This is a genomic window from Staphylococcus sp. HMSC034G07, assembly GCF_001835975.1.
In the GTDB taxonomy this organism is placed as follows: Bacteria; Bacillota; Bacilli; order Staphylococcales; family Staphylococcaceae; genus Staphylococcus; species Staphylococcus ureilyticus.
Window position 1 is genome coordinate 676,148 of record NZ_KV826609.1, and the last position, 19,922, is coordinate 696,069.

Sequence of the window (19,922 nt, forward strand, 5' to 3'; positions counted from 1 at the left end):
TAGTGGGGGTTATGCATGAGCTTTAGCTCAGGTAGTTATTGAATTAACAAAATAAGCGATGTGGTTTGTCAGAAATAAGACCATCGACACCAATACGGATTAGTTTTATCGCTTGGCTTTTTTCATTAACAGTATAAGGCATTACTTTTAATCCATGATAATGTGCTTTTTTCATAAAGGTTTTCGTTACTAAGGAAAAGTGTGGATTCACGTAGTCAGCATATTCAGCTATTTTTTTAAAAGATGGCATTTTATACCAATATCGTTTTTTGCTAATTAAAACACCTAATCGATAGCCATATTGCTTCAGATATAGTTGCTTTATAAAATTTTGATCAAAAGATTGAATGATCACTTGATTTTTATCTAGCTCATATTGCTTTAGTTTATCTATTAAATCATTTTCAATGCCAGGATAATTTTTAGGTTGTTTCATTTCTATTAATAATGCCTGAGACGATGCTTTGATCAATGTTAATACTTCATCAAATGTCAGCAATGTTTGTTTGGTATATCTTGGATTACTATTTATACCATAATCATATTGTCTTAAATCATTAAGTGTTTGTTCTCCAACCTTCCCCCTACCATTTGATGTTCTGTCAATAGTGTCATCATGTATCACAACTAACTGACCATCCCGCGTTTTATGTAGATCTATCTCTAAAATATCTGCATTGCTTTGAAGGGCAGCTTGAATAGCAATACTGGTGTTTTCTGGATAATCCATTGCCAAGCCACGATGCGCAACTAACATTATATGATGTTTTTCGTATTCAAATGACATAAAAAGTGCCCTCCCCTTTCATTATAAACTAGAATCCACTAAACTTAAGTTATCATAAAAACAATGGAGGTCAAAGCAATGGTCCAACATCAATTTAAAGTAACTACAAAATGGGAAGATGGACGAGAATCAGTCGGTAAACTTTCTGGTGATATTTTGAATGAACAAATATCTATCCCAGCAGGTCTAGGCGGAAATGGAACTGGTACGAATCCTGATGAGTTATTAGTATCCGCAGCATCATCTTGTTATATCATTTCCCTTGCGGCTGTATTAGAACGCTCAGGTTTTACCAATATTGATATACAACAATCAACTATTGGATTAGCTATATTTGAAAATGCCAAATTTAAAATGGATACCATTACACATTATCCTGAAATAAATGTAGATACAACACAGAAAGAACAATTAAAAAAGAAACTACCAAAGTTACTAAAGATTGCAGACAATAATTGCATGATTTCAAATTCTATAAGAGGCAATGTCGACGTCAAAATAGAACCTATATTAAAATAATTTTGCAATCATTTTATGTATGACGGAATATGATTATAATAACAATGTATGCCCTTACATATTATTAGAAATTTGAATATATTTAATTATTTTAAATTTTTACACTTTTATATTTTCTGAAAATTTGCTAAACTTGACAATCATAAGCATTGGGGGAATTACACATGAAATATTATCATCCTTTGTTACTTACACCAGGACCAACACCTGTACCAGAACATATATTACACGCTACACAATTACCAATGGTCGGACATCGATCAAGTGATTTTGAAGCAATCGCAGAACAAGCTTTTAAATCACTTAAACCTATCTTTGGTTCTAAAAATGAGGTTATGATACTTACTTCAAGTGGAACCAGCGTACTTGAAGCGAGTATGCTAAATATAGCAAATCCAGATGATGACATCGTTGTAATTGTTTCTGGTGCATTTGGCAATAGATTTAATCAAATTGCAGAAACTTATTACGATAATGTACATATATTTGAAGTTGAATGGGGACAAGCAGTTAATGTTCCTGACTTTATCGACTTTTTAAAATCTTTAAACACTGAAATCACAGCAGTCTTTAGTCAATATTGCGAGACTTCTACGGCTGTATTACATCCTGTTCATGAACTTGGCAAAGCATTAAACGACTTTGATTCATCGATATATTTTGTGGTTGATGGTGTTAGTTGTATTGGAGCTGTTGATGTAGATTTAGACCGGGATTATATCGATGTACTTGTTTCAGGTAGTCAAAAAGCAATTATGCTTCCACCCGGTCTCGGATTTGTAGCTTATAATAATCGTGCAAAAGAACGATTTAACGCAGTAGAAACGCCTAGATTTTATTTAGATTTAAATAAATATTTAAAATCATTGGCTGAACATTCAACACCTTTCACACCCAATGTATCTTTATTTAGAGGTGTAAACGCATACGCCGAACTAATCAATGCAGAAGGTTTAGATCAAGTTGTTGCTAGGCATTATGCGATAAGGGATGGATTAAGACAAGCATTGAAAGCATTAGATTTGGAATTATTGGTTCAAGATGTTTATGCGTCTCCTACTGTCACTGCGTTCACTCCAAAATCTAAAGATGAACTCAACTATATTAAGAGTGAATTAAAAAATAGATTTGCCATTACAATTGCTGGTGGCCAGGGTCATTTAAAAGGCCAAATATTACGTATTGGCCATATGGGGCAAATATCGCCTTTTGATATTTTACAAGTTATATCAGCGTTAGAAATACTATTGTCAGAATTTAGAAATGAATCTTATGTTGGTAAAGCTATCACACAATATATGGAGGTCGTAAAAGCATATGTATAAAATTTTAGTTTCAGATCCAATTTCACCAGATGGTTTAAAGAGTCTAACAGATCATAGCGATTTTAATGTCGACATTCAAACTGATTTGAATGAAACAGAATTAGCTGAAATCATTCCTAACTATGAGGGTCTGATTGTACGTAGCCAAACCCAAGTCACATCTAATATCATTGCGGCTGCACCAAATTTAAAAGTTATCGCACGTGCTGGCGTTGGTGTGGATAATATTGATGTAGAAGCTGCTACTAAACATGGTGTTATCGTTATTAATGCACCTGATGGGAATACAATTTCAGCTACTGAACATTCGATGGCAATGATTTTATCCATGGCACGTAACGTCCCTCAAGCCCACCAATCATTAAAAAATGGTAAATGGGATCGTAAAGCTTATAGAGGCACTGAACTTTATAATAAAACATTAGGTGTTATTGGTGCTGGGAGAATTGGAATCGGTGTAGCAAAACGTGCACAAAGCTTTGGTATGAACATACTTGCTTTTGATCCTTATCTGTCAGAAGACAAAGCTAAAGAACTTAATGTGACACGTGCTACAGTTGATGAAATTGCTGAACAAGCAGATTTTGTAACAGTGCATACACCGCTGACTCCAAAAACAAGAGGTATTGTAGATAAAGCATTTTTTGAAAAAGCAAAACCGACCCTTCAAATTATCAATGTTGCGCGCGGAGGTATCATTGATGAAGATGCGCTTGTCGAAGCATTAGATACTAATCAAATTCAGGGCGCTGCAATTGATGTATTTGAAAGCGAACCTGCAACTGAATCACCACTTGTTGCGCATGATAAAATCATCGTCACACCACACCTGGGTGCATCTACTGTTGAAGCACAAGAAAAAGTTGCAGTCTCCGTTGCCAATGAAATCATAGACATATTTGAACACGGTAATGTCGTTAATGCGATTAACGCACCAAAAATGTCCTTCAATGAAATTAATGATGAATTAAAGCCATATATTGAATTAAGTAAATTAACTGGTGAAGTAGGTATTCAATTATTGGAAAAAGCCCCTCGTGAGTTACAAATTAAATATAAAGGCGATATCGCACTGGATGATACAAGTTTACTTACTAGAACCCTTGTATCAGGTGTATTACGCCAAGATTTAGCAGAACGTGTCAACTTAATAAATGCCTTAGTATTACTAAATGAGCAAGGTGTATCATATAATATAGAAAAAGATACCAAACATCGTGGATTTAGCAATTATATTGAATTAACTTTAATTAATAAAGACACACAAATTAAAATTGGTGCAACTGTACTAAATGGCTATGGCCCAAGAATCGTACGTATTAATGAATACCCTGTTGATTTCAAACCTGAAAAACATCAATTGGTTATCAATCATAACGATAGACCAGGTATTGTAGGACGTACAGGTCAAATATTAGGTGAATACAATATCAATATCGCTTCTATGCATTTAGGACGCACCAACCAAGGTGGTAATGCGTTGATGATTTTATCGATTGATCATCCTGTAACACAAGATGTAATCGATGCTTTATATGAAATTGAAGGATTTAATCTAATAAGAAGTGTAGAATTAGATGTTGCAGCTAATGAAAATTACAATATTTAACAATAATAAACTGACAGGACAACAAAATGATTGTCCTGTCAACTTTTTATCAAGATACATTTAATTTGAACTATTATTAACTGTCTTATTCATATGAAATACTATTTAAGCGTCTGGACATAAATAGCAGAAAAATAAAGGCTGGGACTTAAATCCCCATTCTCAAAATAAGAGGGGCAATCCTTAATATGGATTGCCCCTCTTTATATTTAAAATACTACGATTTTAATCGTACATGCTTGCCTGAGGATATGGCTCGAGCCTGTAGTCTCTCACTCATATCATTCCCCCTGGCGTCAACACATTACAAAATCTCTATAAGTAATGTATCACGACATGTAAATAAAATCGTTGAAACAATTCCTAAAAAGTATGCGATGCATTCAACATCATCGTGGAGCTACTCATATCATTCGAAATGTTTATATATGCGTTTTAGTTTAAGTAAACCCTGTAAGTCATTAATCGTAATCAGCTTTAACAAGGTGTAAATATATATTAATATCCCTTATATTCCTCAATCTTCTATATTTGTATTATAATAAGATATCTCGAATTTCACCAACATGATCGACAATATATTCAGCATCATAGCTTTCTAATTCCTCACGTGCATTTTGTCCTTTCAAACCGGTTAAAGGACCGATAAAAGTTGCGCCTATCTTTTTCGCACTTAATAAATCAGCTAATGAATCACCAACAATAAATACTTCATCTGGGTTTACACGATTTTCTTGATTTGTTGCATATTTTTTATAATGTTGCAAATCATTACCATCTAGCGTTGCTAAATAGCTAAATGGATTGGGTTTCCCTAGCGGCTTTAAATCAGGAAAATGTTCTTCTGCAATCAATACATCACTAGCAGTCACAATATGTAAATCGTCAAACAATGATTTAATCCCTAATGTTTCAAATGGAACGATTGTCTCAGTACGTGGTCGGCCTGTAGCAATGGCAATTTGGTAACCAGCCTCTTTTAAATCTTCTAACAATTGCTTGATTTCACTAACAGGTCTAAGCACTACCTCTTGATATATATAGCCTTTTTTAAAGTCAGTGCGCTGTTGTTTCTGTTCTACTTCATGATATAATTCGCAACCTAAATACCATTCCTGATATATTTCTTGTGCTAGCATCCAGAAAGGACTTTTCAACTCAAATAATTCAACATCTTTTGTATTTAACTGTACTTTTGCATGTTCAATTAATGCTTGATATATATTTGCTTTACCAGAACTTAAACCATCTAAAAATGAAAGTGGTAATTCAAAATTAAGCTCAATATCAGAAATATGATCACCGAGAAATTGTAGCGTTTTTTCACTAAAGCTTTTTGAATTCAATGCAATAGACAATTCCTCTTGAGTAAGTGATTTGCATAAGTCAATGTAATGTAATGCAATAACAATAAATAACATATCCCAGTTTGAATTCAACCCTAAAGATTTTAACTTTGTTAAGATCTCATCATGGTAAAAGACAATATCTCTTATTTCAGAAATTTGCTCGTCATCCAGTTCATGAAAATCTATAGATGGGTCAATAGCAATATAATCTTTACTCATTAACATTTCATAAACCGTTAATGCAGATACATCAAAGCACCTTTCTTCACTTAAAAACACACCATCAACATCAAATAATACCGACTTCATCTTAGTTCCTCTCCTTTAATCAGAAAATTCTGATACTAGTATATCGTACTATTTACATGTGAAAAGAGCAATGTATTTCCAAAAGATATATATAGAAATATATTATTAATTTCATGAAATTAATTTGAAAATAAAATCACGCTTGAAAATGAAACGATAACATGTACTTATCGCTAATTTCCAAACGTGATTGTATGAATTGCTACAACTTTATAATAAAAATTTCAAACGACGTCTATCTAACTATGATCTTCTAGTTGCGCTTCCATTTCGTCTGCTACTTGTTGTACTTGCGTCCCAATGATAACTTGGGTGTTGTGTTTACCGCTTGTAGTAACACCTACTGCACCAGCACTTTTAATCTTAGTTTCATCAATAATACTATTATCATTGAGTTCCATACGTAAACGAGTAGCACAATTTGTTAAAGAAGTAATGTTTTCTTTGCCACCAAGACCTTCTACGATTTGACTTGCCGTTTTTGAATACTTATTTTTCTGTAACTCCCCTTCAGACTCAGCTGAATCTGCAGTGTCACCTGTTGTAGCTTCTTCTGATGTCGGGTCAGGTAGTAAGTTATCACCACGACCAGGTGTATTAAGTTTCAACCATTTTATTGCTAATCTAAATACAACATAATAAATCACAAAGAACACTACACCTTGAACCATTAACATCAGTGGATGATTTGCTACTGGATTAATCAAAGATAGTAAAAAGTCAATTAACCCCGCACTAAATGAGAACCCTGCTGTCCAGTGAAATAGCGCTGCAATAAACAGAGATAAACCAGTTAATAGTGCATGAATAACAAATAGTATTGGTGCTACAAACATAAATGAAAATTCGATTGGCTCAGTCACGCCAACGAAAAATGCTGAAATCGCTCCACCAAACATTAAGCCATAAACTCTTTTTTTCTGTTTTGTCTCAGCAGTATGATACATCGCTAATGCTGCTGCTGGAATCCCAAACATCATTACTGGGAAGAAACCAGCCATATAGCGTCCTGTGATACCTTGAACAGCACCATCACCCGTTTGGAATTTAGCAATATCATTAATACCTGCTAAATCAAACCAAAATACTGCATTCAATGCATGGTGTAATCCTGTCGGTATTAACAAACGGTTGAAAAAGCCATATAAAAATGCACCACCAGGACCTAAATCTAATATCCATGTTCCAAATGCAACAATTGCTGAGTACACAACTGGCCAAACAAACAACATAATAACCGCGATAAATATACTAAAGAATGCAGTTAAAATAGGTACCAAACGTTTACCACTAAAGAACGATAACGCTGTTGGCAGTTCTGTTTTACTAAATCTGTTATACGTATATGCAGCAACTAAACCGATAATCAAACCGATTAAGACGTTTTGATTATTCATTTGTTCGAACGCTTCATTTACTCCTGTTTCTTTTACACCCAATAATGGTGCTAATTTTTCAGGACTAAGCACGACGGTTGTTAAGAAGAAACCAACAGCTGCAGCAAGCGCCACTGCTCCGTCATTTTTTTTCGCCATACCTAAAGCGACCCCAATTGCAAATAATATTCCCAGTTGTTCTAGAATCGTTGAGCCTGCTGTAGAAAAGAACGCAGCTATGGTTGGCAGTATACCAAGTGCTGTTAATGCATTACCAATACCAACGATAATAGCAGCTGCTGGTAACACTGCAACTGGCAACATGAGCGATCTTCCCAAACGTTGAAAGAAACTATACATAATCATTCCCCATTTCCCAATAAATTACCCAAAAAATCACCACATGTACAAAATGTCCACGTGGTGAATGAAAGCGTTATACTTGTTGTCATTGTACAGTTCCATAATAACACAAGTTTTATAAAATTCGTATATAAAATAAGATTCAAAATGAGTAAAATGAATTATTTATGTGCTACAGATGCATTTAATTCATTTTGTAATTGAATTGTTCTTTTTTCCAATTCTTTTGTTAAATATTCTAATTTTTCATTTCGTTTCATATCTTTTGGTAAATTTTTAGTGTCGATAGGTTCACCAAATTTAATAATTGATTTGCCTGTGATTAAGCCCTGAATTTTTTTGGGACCAATATATGCCGCTGGTAAGATGGGTGCTTGCGCCATCATAGCAATTGTAACTGCACCTCGTTTCATCGGTGAACCTTCGTCATATTTCATACGATGGCCAGTTGGAAAAATACCAACTGTTTTATTTTCTTTTAATAATTTAATTGGCTTTTTCAACGTGCTTGGACCAGGATTTTCTCTGTCGACTGGAAAAGCATTAAGTGAACTTAAAAATCCACCGAACCACTTATTATTAAACAACTCTTTTTTGGCCATATAATGAATTTGATTTGGATAAATAGCCATACCTAACATAATGACTTCATTGTAACTTTCGTGAGTACAAGTGACGACATACCTATGTAATTGAGGAATATTTTCTTCCCCTTGCACTTCTAATGATTTACATATTTTACGTATAATTAAATTTAATATACTGCTAATAAATCTATACATTTTTCCACCTACTTTTTTCACCTTATATTACCTTATTGATTCTATCATTTAGTGCATTAATGAACAAGATAATTTATATTTCAGTCTAAAGTTGTATAGTGATATACTAGAAAAAGTTGGACAAAGCTTTCATAATAGGAGTTAAAGAATAAATCGGAGGTATAATATGTCAGATTTGAACAATGATCAAAATACAAACAATAAACAACCTGATGCGCAAACATCAAATTACAGCCGACCAACATTTAGTAAACGAACAAAACCAAAATTTCCATGGTTCAAAACTGTACTTGTTGCACTCATAGCTGGTATCATAGGTGCTCTCATCGTCTTAGGTATTGGTAAAGTAATGGAAAATACAGTTTTGGAAGATAACGGTTCAACTGTTAAAGAAGCGAATAATAACAATAATGCTGGTAATTCATTAGATGGCAAAAGTGATAAGTATGATTCTGTGAATCAAATGATTACAGATGTGTCACCTGCAATTGTTGGTGTCATTAATATGCAAAAAGCTCAAAATTTAGATGACTTACTTAAAGGAAAATCTGCTAAATCAGAAGAAGCTGGCGTGGGTTCTGGTGTGATTTATCAAAAAAATAATGGATCCGCATATATTGTTACAAATAATCACGTAATCGATGGTGCTAGTGAAATTAAAGTACAATTACATAACTCTAATCAAGTAGATGCCAAATTAATAGGTAAAGATGCACTTACTGATATTGCTGTATTAAAAATTGATGATACCAAAGGTACAAAAGCGATAGACTTTGCAAATTCTTCTAAAGTAAAAACTGGCGACAGCGTATTTGCAATGGGTAACCCACTAGGTTTAGAATTCGCAAATTCTGTAACATCAGGTATCATTTCAGCTAGCGAACGTACAATTGATACGCAAACATCAGCAGGTGCGAACAAAGTAAATGTACTACAAACGGATGCAGCCATTAACCCTGGTAATTCTGGTGGTGCATTAGTAGATTTAAATGGGAATTTAGTAGGTATAAATTCTATGAAAATAGCAAATGAACAAGTTGAAGGTATTGGTTTCGCAATACCTAGTAACGAAGTGAAAGTTACAATTAAAGAACTCGTTAAAAATGGGAAAATCGATCGCCCTTCTATTGGTATTGGTTTACTAAATTTAAGCGAAATTCCAGATGAATATAAAAAACAATTAAACACAGATAAAAAACATGGTATATATGTAGCCAAAGTATATGCTGATAGTGGACTAAAAGAAGGCGACATTATTACAAAAATAGATGATGAAAAAGTCCAAGAAGATACAGAACTACGCTCTTATTTATATGAACAAAAAAAACCAGGTGACAATGTTAATTTAACAATTGAAAGAAAAGGAAAAACACAAAGCGTAGATGTGAAATTAACAGAACAAAAGTCCAATAGCACAGACTCATCTAAAGAAGAAGTCGTCCCTTTTAATTAATATGTAAGCAATCAGAACACTTGTTTCAATCTTTAAATAAAGGAGTTTGGACATCAATAATGTCCAAACTCCTTTTTATCTTTCAACTCTTACGATTAAAAATGTCCTTATTTATAATTAATCATAAAGTATTTTTTCTTACCTCTACGCACAATTGTAAATGCATTATCGATCTTATCTTCATCTGACAATTCATAATTTACATCTTGTTGTCTTTCACCGTTTATATAAATCGCACCATTATTTATGTCTTCACGTGCTTGTCTTTTAGATGAAGATATGCCCGTTTCAACAATGGCTTCAACAATGTTCGAAGTCGTGTGGTTTAAGTCAACTTGTGGTACATCTTTAAATCCTTCTTTTAATTCTTTAGCTGAAATTGATTTCAAATCACCTGAAAATAACGCTTGTGAAATTCTAATTGCATCATCTAATGCATCTTGGCCATGAATAAATCTAGTTACATTTTCAGCTAATGCTTTTTGTGCTTCTCGTAAATGCGGTGCTTCTTGCAATGATTTTTCTAAATCATTTATTTCTGCTTTACTTAAAAATGTGAAGTATTTTAAAAATTTAATAACATCTTCATCTGTTGAATTAATCCAAAATTGGTAGAATTCATAAGGACTTGTTTTGTCAGCATCTAACCATACTGCTCCACCTTCTGTTTTACCAAATTTTTTACCATCAGATTTAACTACTAGAGGAATCGTTAGACCAAATGCTTCATTTTCTCCATACATACGACGCATGAGTTCAATACCACTAGTGATATTGCCCCATTGGTCTGAACCACCCACTTGAATTTTACAATTGTATGTTTGATTAAGATGTCCGAAATCAATTGCTTGTAAAATTGTGTAAGTAAATTCTGTAAATGAAATACCGTGTTCTAAACGCGTTTGAATAGAATCTTTGCCTAGCATGTAATTTACACCGACATGTTTACCATAATCACGTAAAAATTCAATTAATGATATTTGTCCAAGCCAATCTTTATTATTAACTAGTTTTGCACCTTTATTTGTGTCAAATTCAAAAATTTTATGCATTTGTTTACTAATACCTTGTACATTGGTTTCAACTTGTTCCTCAGTTTGTAACTTTCTTTCTTCTGATTTACCAGATGGGTCACCTATCATTCCAGTACCGCCACCAATTAACACAAGTGGTCGATGACCATGCTCTTGAAAACGACGTAAAGTTAAGAACGGCAATAAATGACCAATGTGTAAACTATCTGCAGTTGGATCGGCACCACAGTATAACGTAACTTGTTCTTTATTTAATAAATTTTCAATACCTGTTTCATCCGTTTGTTGATAAATTAAGCCTCTCCATTTTAATTCTTCAATTAATGCATTTGTCATGATATCAACCTCCTAATTAAATATTGATAAAGTTTTGAATAGGCTTTATTTGCATCACTTCTATGATTCAAGAAAATAATCTCAGAAAATGCAAAAAAGCGCCCTTACATAATTATGTAAGGGCGCATATGCACGGTACCACCATACTTTAAGTCAAACAACTTTATTAATGATACGTTCATTAACTAAAACGTTTGGATAATTACGCTATAAAGGTGTATTCATATAAAGACCAACGTTAGTTCGCAGCAATCACTAACTCTCTGAAGATGATACAATATATTACTTCTCCTCTATCCAAAAACGATATCGAATTGATATTAATTATATTTAATTCTATTTTAAAAGTCAACACTCTGTATTATGTTATAATACTGTTTAGCTAAGGAGGACCACTATGGAAAAACAGACGTTTGATATAGACAATCATAAAAATAAACAACTTACTAGACTGGAACAGTTTGAATTTATTTATAAAAAAATCAAACACTTTTTCGTAGGTTTGTTTTTCATATTTAGCTGTTCTTTGGTTATCTTACTCGCAATATCTGTACTTTATTTTCAAAATTTAACAAAAGAAGCAACGCATATGTCAGATAATGAATTAAAACATAAATTATTAAATGTGTCTGGTAATGAAGATATTGATTATAAAAGTGATAACATTTTATCAGAATATAACAATTCTATTAATACACTTATCGTTGGTCCAAAACATGTTAATAGTAATGTGATCAAAGCATTAACCGCTTCAGAAGACAGCTTGTTCTTTCAACATAACGGTATTTTACCTAAAGCCGTTTTAAGGGCGATTGGTCAAGATATATTTAATTCGATGGATGCTACGGGCGGTAGTACAATTACACAACAACTTGTTAAAAATCAAGTTTTAACCAATAAAAAAACATATAACCGAAAAGCAAATGAACTAGTACTCTCAATGCGTGCTGAAAAAATACTGACTAAAGATGAAATTTTATATACATATTTAAATATTGTTCCTTTTGGTCGTGATTATAATGGCACAAATATTTCTGGGATAGGTTCAGCTGCTTATAGTATTTTTGGCAAACCTGCTGAGGATTTGAATATTGCTGAATCTGCTTATTTAGTTGGGTTATTACAAAGTCCCTACTATTACACACCCTATAATGAAGATGGCTCACTTAAACCTAGTGATCAAATCCAAGTCAGTTTAAATAGACAGCATTATGTATTAAAACGTATGTTAGTAGAAGATGAAATTACCCTTTATGATTATAGACGTGCAGAAAATTATGATATTAAATCTCATTTAATGACTAAATAAAATAATTCATTAATATATTTTACCAAAGTAAAGACTAATCCATACGTAAATGAGTTAGTTTTTATATCTCTAAGGTAAACAACATTGCACATAGAAAAACACTTTCGAATGATTCATTTAAAACGAATCCAACGAAAGTGTTTTTATTTAGTCTCACTGATTGAGTTCAGTTTCGTTATAAATTGACCCCTATTTTAAAGTCAGAAATCGTTAGGCCTTTTTCTAAACTTTTTAAACAAATATTTAGAATAAACCAACTGCATGTCCATCATCTGTAACATCCATTTTTAATGCGGCAGGTTGTTTAGGTAAACCAGGCATTGTCATTATTGCACCAGTCAGTGCGACAATAAACCCTGCACCTGTTTTCGCTTCTAATTCACGGATTGTAATTTCAAAACCTTCAGGTGCACCTAATAACGTTGCATCATCTGAAAATGAATATTGTGTTTTGGCCATACATACAGGATAATGATCCCAACCATTTTCTTTAAATTGTTTTAATTGTTTTTGAGCTTTACTACTAAATGTTACTTTGCTACCGCCGTAAATTTCTTTTACGATTATTTCAATTTTATCTTCTAATGGTTGCTCTAGTTCATATAAATGTTTGAAATCTTGTGGTTGTTCGATCACTTCTAACACTTCGTTAGCTAAACCGATACCACCTTTACCACCTTTTTCCCAAACTTCTGTTAAAGCTAGTCGTACACCATTTTCTTTTGCCCATTCTTGAACAAATTTAGTTTCTGCATCTGTATCGTGAATAAATGCATTTAATGCAATCACTGGTTCTAACCCATATTTTTTCACGTTATTTACATGGCGTTCTAAGTTTACAATTCCTGCTTTTAATGCATCAACGTTTTCTTCTTTAAGGTTGTCTTTTGCAACGCCGCCATGCATTTTAATCGCGCGAATCGTAGCTACTACTACGACTGCTGATGGTTCAAATCCTGCTTCACGTGCCTTGATATTAATAAATTTCTCAGCACCTAAATCTGAGCCAAAGCCTGCTTCTGTTACGACAATATCAGCTAATTCTCTTGCTGTTTGAGTAGCAAGAATTGAGTTACAACCATGTGCAATATTTGCAAATGGGCCACCGTGTACTAATGCAGGTGTACCTTCAATCGTTTGGACTAAATTTGGTTTGATTGCGTCTTTAAGTATCATTGCTAATGCACCTTCAACTTTTAAATCCGCAACAGTGACAGGTTTACGATCTCTTGTATAACCTACTGTAATTTTGCTGATTTTAGATTTTAAATCTTGAATATCATTAGCTAAACATAAAATTGCCATAATTTCTGAAGCCACTGTAATATTGAAACCATCTTCACGTGGTACACCTTGCGTTGGCCCACCTAATCCTACGATCACATTTCTTAGCGCACGATCATTCATGTCTAAAACGCGTTTCCACTCAATTCTTCTTTGGTCAATGCCTAAGTCATTGCCTTGATGAATATGGTTATCAATAAATGCTGATAAAGCATTGTTCGCTGTAGTAATCGCATGGAAATCACCATTAAAATGCAAGTTAATATCTTCCATCGGTAACACTTGAGCGTATCCGCCACCTGTCGCTCCACCTTTAATACCAAACGTTGGTCCTAAAGCTGGTTCACGTAATGCAACCATTACATTTTTCTTTAATTGGTTAAATGCATCAGACAAACCAACAGTAACTGTTGATTTCCCCTCACCAGCTGGTGTTGGGCTCATAGCTGTTACTAATACGACTTTCCCTTTGTTATCTTTTTGTTTAACTTGGTTAATATCTATCTTAGCCTTATAGTGTCCATATGGTTCTAAAGCATCTGCTGGAATACCTACTTTTTCAGCTATGTCCCCTATAGGTTGTAATGTTGATTGATTAGCAATATCTAAGTCTGATAAATGTGCCAAATTCATTCGCCCCTTCTTTTATAAATTTTAATCACTATTAAAAATCAAATTTCAATCAGTGAGTCAAAATTCCTTACATATTCATAATAACCAAATAATGTTGTGTTGTCGATTAATAGAGATAACGCTTTCAAAATAATAAGCTACTTTTGTAAAATTATGATATACATTTATACTCATATTGTTTTATTACACTAAAAACTCCTTTATTTCAAAATTTTAAGCAAAGTTAAAACCTATCAATAAAGGAGTGTTTTTAGCAATTTTTGCATGTGAAATAAAACTTTAACACTTTGTATTTAATTAATCTTCCATCGTACTTAAGTCGCCTTCTGGCAAGTCAAGCTCCCATGCTTTTAGTACGCGACGCATAATTTTACCTGAACGTGTTTTCGGTAATTTTTCTTTAAATTCTATTTCACGTGGTGCAGCATGTGCAGCTAAACCTTCTTTAACAAACTTACGAATTTCTTCTTTCAACTCATCACTTTCCTCAAATTCAGGGCGTAGCGCAACAAATGCTTTAATAATTTCACCGCGTACAGGATCTGGTTTACCAATGACGCCTGCTTCTGCAACTGCTTCGTGCTCCACTAATTTCGATTCTACTTCAAATGGACCTACGCGTTCACCAGCAGTCATGATTACATCATCTACACGACCTTGGAACCAGAAATATCCATCTTCGTCTTTATAAGCTGAGTCTCCAGATACATACCAGTCACCAATGAAATACGATTCATATTTTTCAGGATTATTCCAAATAGAAATCATCATGGATGGCCAACCTTTTTTAATTGCCAAATTACCCATGCGATTAGGAGGTAATTCATTACCTTGATCATCTACAATTGATGCCTCAATACCTGGTAATGGTTTACCCATTGAACCTAATTTCACATCCATCGAAGGATAGTTTACAATCATATGGCCACCTGTTTCAGTCATCCACCAAGTATCTAGCACACGCAGTCCAAATACATCTTTTGCCCATTTAATGACTTCAGGGTTTAATGGTTCACCGACAGATAAAATACTCTTTAATGATGACAAGTCATATTTTTCAACAATATCATCACCAGCACTCATTAACATTCTTAATGCTGTTGGAGCCGTATACCATATAGTCACTTTAAATTCTTCTATCATACCATACCATGCTTCAGGAGAAAATCTACCTCCCGCAATACAATTCGTAACGCCGTTTAACCAAGGGCTAAATATACCATAAGATGTTCCAGTGACCCATCCTGGATCTGCTGTACACCAATACACATCATCATCTTTAAAATCAAGTACATATTTACCTGAAATATAATGTACTAACATCGCTTTTTGCGCATGTAATACGCCCTTAGGTTGGCCAGTTGAGCCTGATGTATAATGTAAAATCAAACCATCATCTAAATCTAACCATTCCGTTTCAAATTGATCACTCGCTTGTTCAAATTCACTATTGAAATCTACATATGCACCATCTACATCATTATCAACTACAATGATTGTTTCTAAATTTGGTAACTTATCTACAGGTATTCTTGGCAATAAACTGTTAGTAGTAACTATTACTTTTGCCTCACTATTTTCTAGTCTATCCCCAACAGCTTTTTCCATAAATGCTTCAAATAATGGGCCTACAATTGCACCTATTTTCAAAATACCAAATAACGCAAAATAAAGTTCAGGTGTTCTTGGCATAAAAATAAATACACGATCACCTTTTTCAACGTTGGCTTTATCTTTTAAAACATTTGCAGCTTTATTTGATTTTGATTTCATTTCACTGAAAGTATAACTTTCTTGTCGCTGATCATCTTTATAATGAAGTGCAACTTTTTCTCCTTTACCTTCATCCACATGGCGATCGATACATTCATGCGCCATATTCACTTTACCTGTGTCATACCATGAAAATGCTTTTTCGACCTCTTTCCAATCAAAGTTGTTGTATTGTTTCTCATAGTTTTGAAGGTTAAAATTTCCTTCTTCCCCTTTATATACTTCTACTTTCATTCTAAATCCCCCTCTTAATGAAATCGAATGCTTAATGCATATTATAACTAACAAATTCACAATTTTCAAAATAATTGGTGTAAACGGATACATTTTCGTGTTAATTTCCTCCGAAATCACTTATACTAAAAGTATTAAAGGGTGAATATGACATTCATCTACAGTCGTTTGGAGTGAAAAAATGGAACATATAAAAACGTATCAATTTCAAACATTTCATTTGGACGAAGGTACATTTATAATAGAAGGCCCTGTCTCTAGAGAAAATCTTGAACTTATGACTTTTGATGATGGACTTTCTGCTTTTCGACAACCTAACGATCAATTTATAGCTATAAAAGAAATTAGTGAATTAAAAGAAGGTAGAATTTTTGTGATTAGAAAGCATGACCATATTGTAGGTTATGTCACTTATCACTATCCTGATTCATTAGAACGTTGGTCTGATGGTAACCTTGAGTATTTAATTGAACTGGGTGCGATAGAAATCAGTTTACCTTATCGACATTTACATTTAGGCAGTAAACTCATTCGTTTAAGTTTGACGGCTGATGAATATGAAGATTATATCGTTTTAACTACTGAGTATTATTGGCATTGGGATTTAAAAAATTCTGGTCTAGATGTTTTTGCTTATAAAAAATTAATGCAAAAATTAATGGGTTATGGGGGCCTAGAAATTTTTGCTACAGATGATCCTGAAATCACTAGTCATCCAGCAAATTGTTTAATGGCAAGAATAGGTGCACGCATTTCCATTGATCAATTACAAGCATTCGATGATTTAAGATACAAGAATCGCTTTTTCTTTTAAAGGGGAGTTAAATCAATATGAGCAATACCCAAAAAACTGGTTTTGTTTATTCAAACGAAATCTTACAATACCGTTTTAGTAATCAACATCCTTTCAATCAAATGAGATTGAAACTGACAACTGAACTATTAAGTGATTTAGGTTATTTAAAACCTGAACACATTGTTAAACCGCGAATCGCTACAGATGACGAATTAAATTTGATTCATAGCTATGATTATATACAATCTATTAGACGTGCATCACATGGCATTTTAAATGACAATGAAGCCAAGAAATATGGCTTAGATGGAAGCGATACACTACAGTTTAGAATGATGCATAAACACAGTGCACGCATTGTGGGTGGTGCCCTTAATTTAGCTGATAAAATTATGGACGGTACATTCACCAATGGTTGCCATTTAGGTGGTGGATTACATCATAGTTTGCCAGGTCGTGCCAATGGTTTCTGCATATACAATGATGTGGCAATTACGATTGCTTATCTCATCAAGCATTATGATTTACGAGTAATGTGTATAGATACAGATGCACATCATGGGGATGGAACACAATGGAGCTTTTACACTAACAACGATGCATTAATTTATTCTATACATGAAACAGGCAAATTTTTATTCCCTGGTTCGGGAAACTATACAGAACGCGGCAATGAACAAGGCTTCGGTTATACCGTCAATATACCACTTGAACCCTACACAGAAGATGATTCTTATCTAGAAGTCTTAAATGAAACATTAGAACCTGTGGTTGCCTCTTTCAAACCTGATATCATTGTGAGTGTGCACGGTGTAGATATTCATTATTTAGACCCACTCACACATATGAGTTGTACATTAAATGCACTATATGAAATCCCCTATAAAATTAAAGCATTAGCAGATAAATATACTGATGGAAAAGTAATTATGTTTGGTGGCGGTGGTTACAATATTTGGAAAGTTGTACCTAGGGCATGGACGCATGTTTTTTTAGCATTAATTGGTGAACAACAACAGCAAGGCGAATTACCTGAAAAGTGGATTGCTAAGTGGACACCCTATGCTACTTGTGAATTACCTACAACTTGGAAAGACCAAAAACTAGATTATCAATTAATACCTAGACGTAAAGAAATTACAGAAATCAATATGAAACATGCAACTCAAGTATTAAGTTGGTTTAAATAACATTGGTATTCATTATTTTATTACATAAAAATACAGACATGATAAAGCCCCACTACTCAGTTCGTTGAGTTAGTGGGGCTATTGCACAAGTTGCAGCTCAGGTGACACTTAAATCCTGTTCATTCTTACTTAACTTGGACAACGAAATCATGTTACATAAAATTTATGTCCAAATTCTGCTGTTTTATTAACTTTATTTTGTAGTACCTCTGTATTCAATTCTATGTGGTAAAATCACATTAGGTTCATCAATTTCTTCTTCGTTCATATATTTGGTTAATAATCTCATTCCCACTGCACCAATGTCATACAACGGCTGAATCACACTTGATAATTGTGGTCTAACCATTTCAACTAAACGTGTGTTATTAAAACTAACAATTTGTAAATCATCTGGAACAGTTACACCTTCATCTTGTGCTGCATGAACTAAACCAATTGCTTGTTCATCACTAATTGATAAGATAGCATCTGGTTTAGTAGATTTTAATGCGTCAAATGCACGTAAACCATCTTTATAGGTCTCATTGCCATTGAAAACTAATTGTTCATCTAATGTTAATTGATTTTCTGATAAAACCTCTTTTAATCCTTCTAACACATCTTCTTGTGCCTTTTTGGAATAGTCTCCGCCTACAAAAGCAAATCGTTTTGCTCCTTTTTCTATTAAGTGCGCTGTGATTTCTTTTGCAGCTGTTTGGAAATCGATATTGACAGATGAAATTCCTTCATCTTTACCGTTCGTACCTGACACGACTACTGGTACAGATGATTTATTAATCAATTCTTTAATTTCTTCTGATATCGTTCCACCTAAAAAGATAATACCATCTACTTGTTTACTTAATAAATTATTAAAAATTTCTTTCTCTTTGCCAGGGTCATTATCAGAATTCGATATGATTGAGTGATATTTGTACATTGTAGCAATATCTTCTAAACCACGTGCGAGTTGTGAATAATACACATTTGAAATATCTGGGATGATTACCCCAACAGTCGTCGTACGTTTACTTGCTAATCCTCTTGCTACTGCGTTGGGACGATAACTCAACTTTTTAATAACTTCGTTCACTTTGTCTCGTGTTTCCGGTTTTACATTTTGGTTACCATTTACGACACGCGAAACAGTAGCCATAGATACCCTTGCTTCTCTAGCTACATCATAAATTGTTACAGTCATAAACTTCCTCCTTGAAAGCGATTTCTTTATCATTATACTCTGTTTTCATAACATTTTCAAAGTTTACCATATTTTTCGAAAATGTAAAATCATTTTGATTTGAATGTCATAATAATGTCAATTTCATAATAATTTATTAAATCTTATTTAAATATATGTTTTTATTTCTATTACAATCATTTTCAAAAATAGTAATTAATATTAGTATAAATTCGTATAAATTGCTATTAAAAAGAAATATAAAAACCTCTATATGCACCTAAATAATTAGTATGCAA

15 protein-coding genes are annotated in these 19,922 nt (G+C 33.4%); 7 read left to right on the plus strand and 8 right to left on the minus strand.

Annotated features, from left to right (window positions below):
• Positions 1 to 43 precede the first annotated feature (43 nt).
• Positions 44 to 787 carry a glycerophosphodiester phosphodiesterase gene (locus HMPREF2586_RS11255; protein WP_070658711.1) on the minus strand — a complete coding sequence of 248 codons (744 nt, stop codon included), beginning with the start codon at positions 785 to 787 and terminating at the stop codon, positions 44 to 46.
• A gap of 78 nt (positions 788 to 865) precedes the next feature.
• Here HMPREF2586_RS11255 and HMPREF2586_RS11260 point away from each other — a divergent pair, with 78 nt between their 5' ends.
• The 3 genes from HMPREF2586_RS11260 (at position 866) to serA (ending at position 4,240) form a co-directional block, all read left to right on the plus strand.
• Positions 866 to 1,306: an SACOL1771 family peroxiredoxin gene (locus HMPREF2586_RS11260; RefSeq protein WP_046206844.1), complete on the plus strand. Its 441-nt coding sequence runs from the start codon at positions 866 to 868 to the stop codon at positions 1,304 to 1,306.
• 164 nt (positions 1,307 to 1,470) lie between these two features.
• Positions 1,471 to 2,631: a pyridoxal-phosphate-dependent aminotransferase family protein gene (locus HMPREF2586_RS11265; protein WP_070658713.1), complete on the plus strand. Its 1,161-nt coding sequence runs from the start codon at positions 1,471 to 1,473 to the stop codon at positions 2,629 to 2,631.
• The gene (serA, locus tag HMPREF2586_RS11270; protein ID WP_070658715.1) at positions 2,624 to 4,240 is read left to right on the plus strand and encodes a phosphoglycerate dehydrogenase; all 1,617 of its coding nucleotides are present in this window, start codon (positions 2,624 to 2,626) and stop codon (positions 4,238 to 4,240) included. The genes HMPREF2586_RS11265 and serA overlap by 8 nt, the downstream gene beginning before the upstream one ends.
• Positions 4,241 to 4,776: 536 nt before the next feature.
• Here the strand turns inward: serA and HMPREF2586_RS11275 are convergent.
• From HMPREF2586_RS11275 to HMPREF2586_RS11285, 3 genes are all read right to left on the minus strand, one after another.
• Positions 4,777 to 5,898: an HAD family hydrolase gene (locus tag HMPREF2586_RS11275; protein ID WP_070658717.1), complete on the minus strand. Its 1,122-nt coding sequence runs from the start codon at positions 5,896 to 5,898 to the stop codon at positions 4,777 to 4,779.
• Positions 5,899 to 6,137: 239 nt separating this feature from the next.
• Entirely contained in the window at positions 6,138 to 7,634 is a 1,497-nt protein-coding gene (gene nagE, locus HMPREF2586_RS11280; protein WP_070658718.1) for an N-acetylglucosamine-specific PTS transporter subunit IIBC, read from the minus strand.
• Between the two features lie 164 nt (positions 7,635 to 7,798).
• The gene (locus HMPREF2586_RS11285; protein WP_046206839.1) at positions 7,799 to 8,419 is read right to left on the minus strand and encodes a lysophospholipid acyltransferase family protein; all 621 of its coding nucleotides are present in this window, start codon (positions 8,417 to 8,419) and stop codon (positions 7,799 to 7,801) included.
• Positions 8,420 to 8,585: 166 nt separating this feature from the next.
• Between HMPREF2586_RS11285 and HMPREF2586_RS11290 the strand changes: the two genes are divergently transcribed.
• Entirely contained in the window at positions 8,586 to 9,872 is a 1,287-nt protein-coding gene (locus tag HMPREF2586_RS11290; RefSeq protein WP_070812743.1) for a S1C family serine protease, read from the plus strand.
• Positions 9,873 to 9,979: 107 nt separating this feature from the next.
• Here HMPREF2586_RS11290 and tyrS read toward each other — a convergent pair whose 3' ends face one another.
• Positions 9,980 to 11,242, minus strand: coding sequence for a tyrosine--tRNA ligase (gene tyrS, locus HMPREF2586_RS11295; RefSeq protein WP_070658720.1), 1,263 nt, complete (start codon positions 11,240 to 11,242; stop codon positions 9,980 to 9,982).
• 397 nt (positions 11,243 to 11,639) lie between these two features.
• On the opposite strand from tyrS, the gene HMPREF2586_RS11300 reads away from it, so the two are divergent.
• A complete protein-coding gene (locus HMPREF2586_RS11300; RefSeq protein WP_064208831.1) occupies positions 11,640 to 12,551 on the plus strand; it encodes a biosynthetic peptidoglycan transglycosylase in 912 nt (303 codons plus the stop codon).
• Between the two features lie 243 nt (positions 12,552 to 12,794).
• Here HMPREF2586_RS11300 and HMPREF2586_RS11305 read toward each other — a convergent pair whose 3' ends face one another.
• Both HMPREF2586_RS11305 and acsA read right to left on the minus strand, forming a co-directional pair.
• Positions 12,795 to 14,462 carry a formate--tetrahydrofolate ligase gene (locus HMPREF2586_RS11305; RefSeq protein ID WP_070658722.1) on the minus strand — a complete coding sequence of 556 codons (1,668 nt, stop codon included), beginning with the start codon at positions 14,460 to 14,462 and terminating at the stop codon, positions 12,795 to 12,797.
• Between the two features lie 303 nt (positions 14,463 to 14,765).
• Positions 14,766 to 16,475 carry an acetate--CoA ligase gene (gene acsA, locus HMPREF2586_RS11310; protein ID WP_046206834.1) on the minus strand — a complete coding sequence of 570 codons (1,710 nt, stop codon included), beginning with the start codon at positions 16,473 to 16,475 and terminating at the stop codon, positions 14,766 to 14,768.
• Positions 16,476 to 16,656: 181 nt separating this feature from the next.
• Between acsA and HMPREF2586_RS11315 the strand changes: the two genes are divergently transcribed.
• Both HMPREF2586_RS11315 and HMPREF2586_RS11320 read left to right on the plus strand, forming a co-directional pair.
• Positions 16,657 to 17,289: an N-acetyltransferase gene (locus HMPREF2586_RS11315; RefSeq protein WP_070658724.1), complete on the plus strand. Its 633-nt coding sequence runs from the start codon at positions 16,657 to 16,659 to the stop codon at positions 17,287 to 17,289.
• Positions 17,290 to 17,306: 17 nt separating this feature from the next.
• Positions 17,307 to 18,461 carry an acetoin utilization protein AcuC gene (locus HMPREF2586_RS11320; protein WP_064208830.1) on the plus strand — a complete coding sequence of 385 codons (1,155 nt, stop codon included), beginning with the start codon at positions 17,307 to 17,309 and terminating at the stop codon, positions 18,459 to 18,461.
• 193 nt (positions 18,462 to 18,654) lie between these two features.
• Here the strand turns inward: HMPREF2586_RS11320 and ccpA are convergent, their stop codons facing one another.
• Entirely contained in the window at positions 18,655 to 19,644 is a 990-nt protein-coding gene (gene ccpA, locus HMPREF2586_RS11325; RefSeq protein WP_046206832.1) for a catabolite control protein A, read from the minus strand.
• Positions 19,645 to 19,922 lie beyond the last annotated feature (278 nt).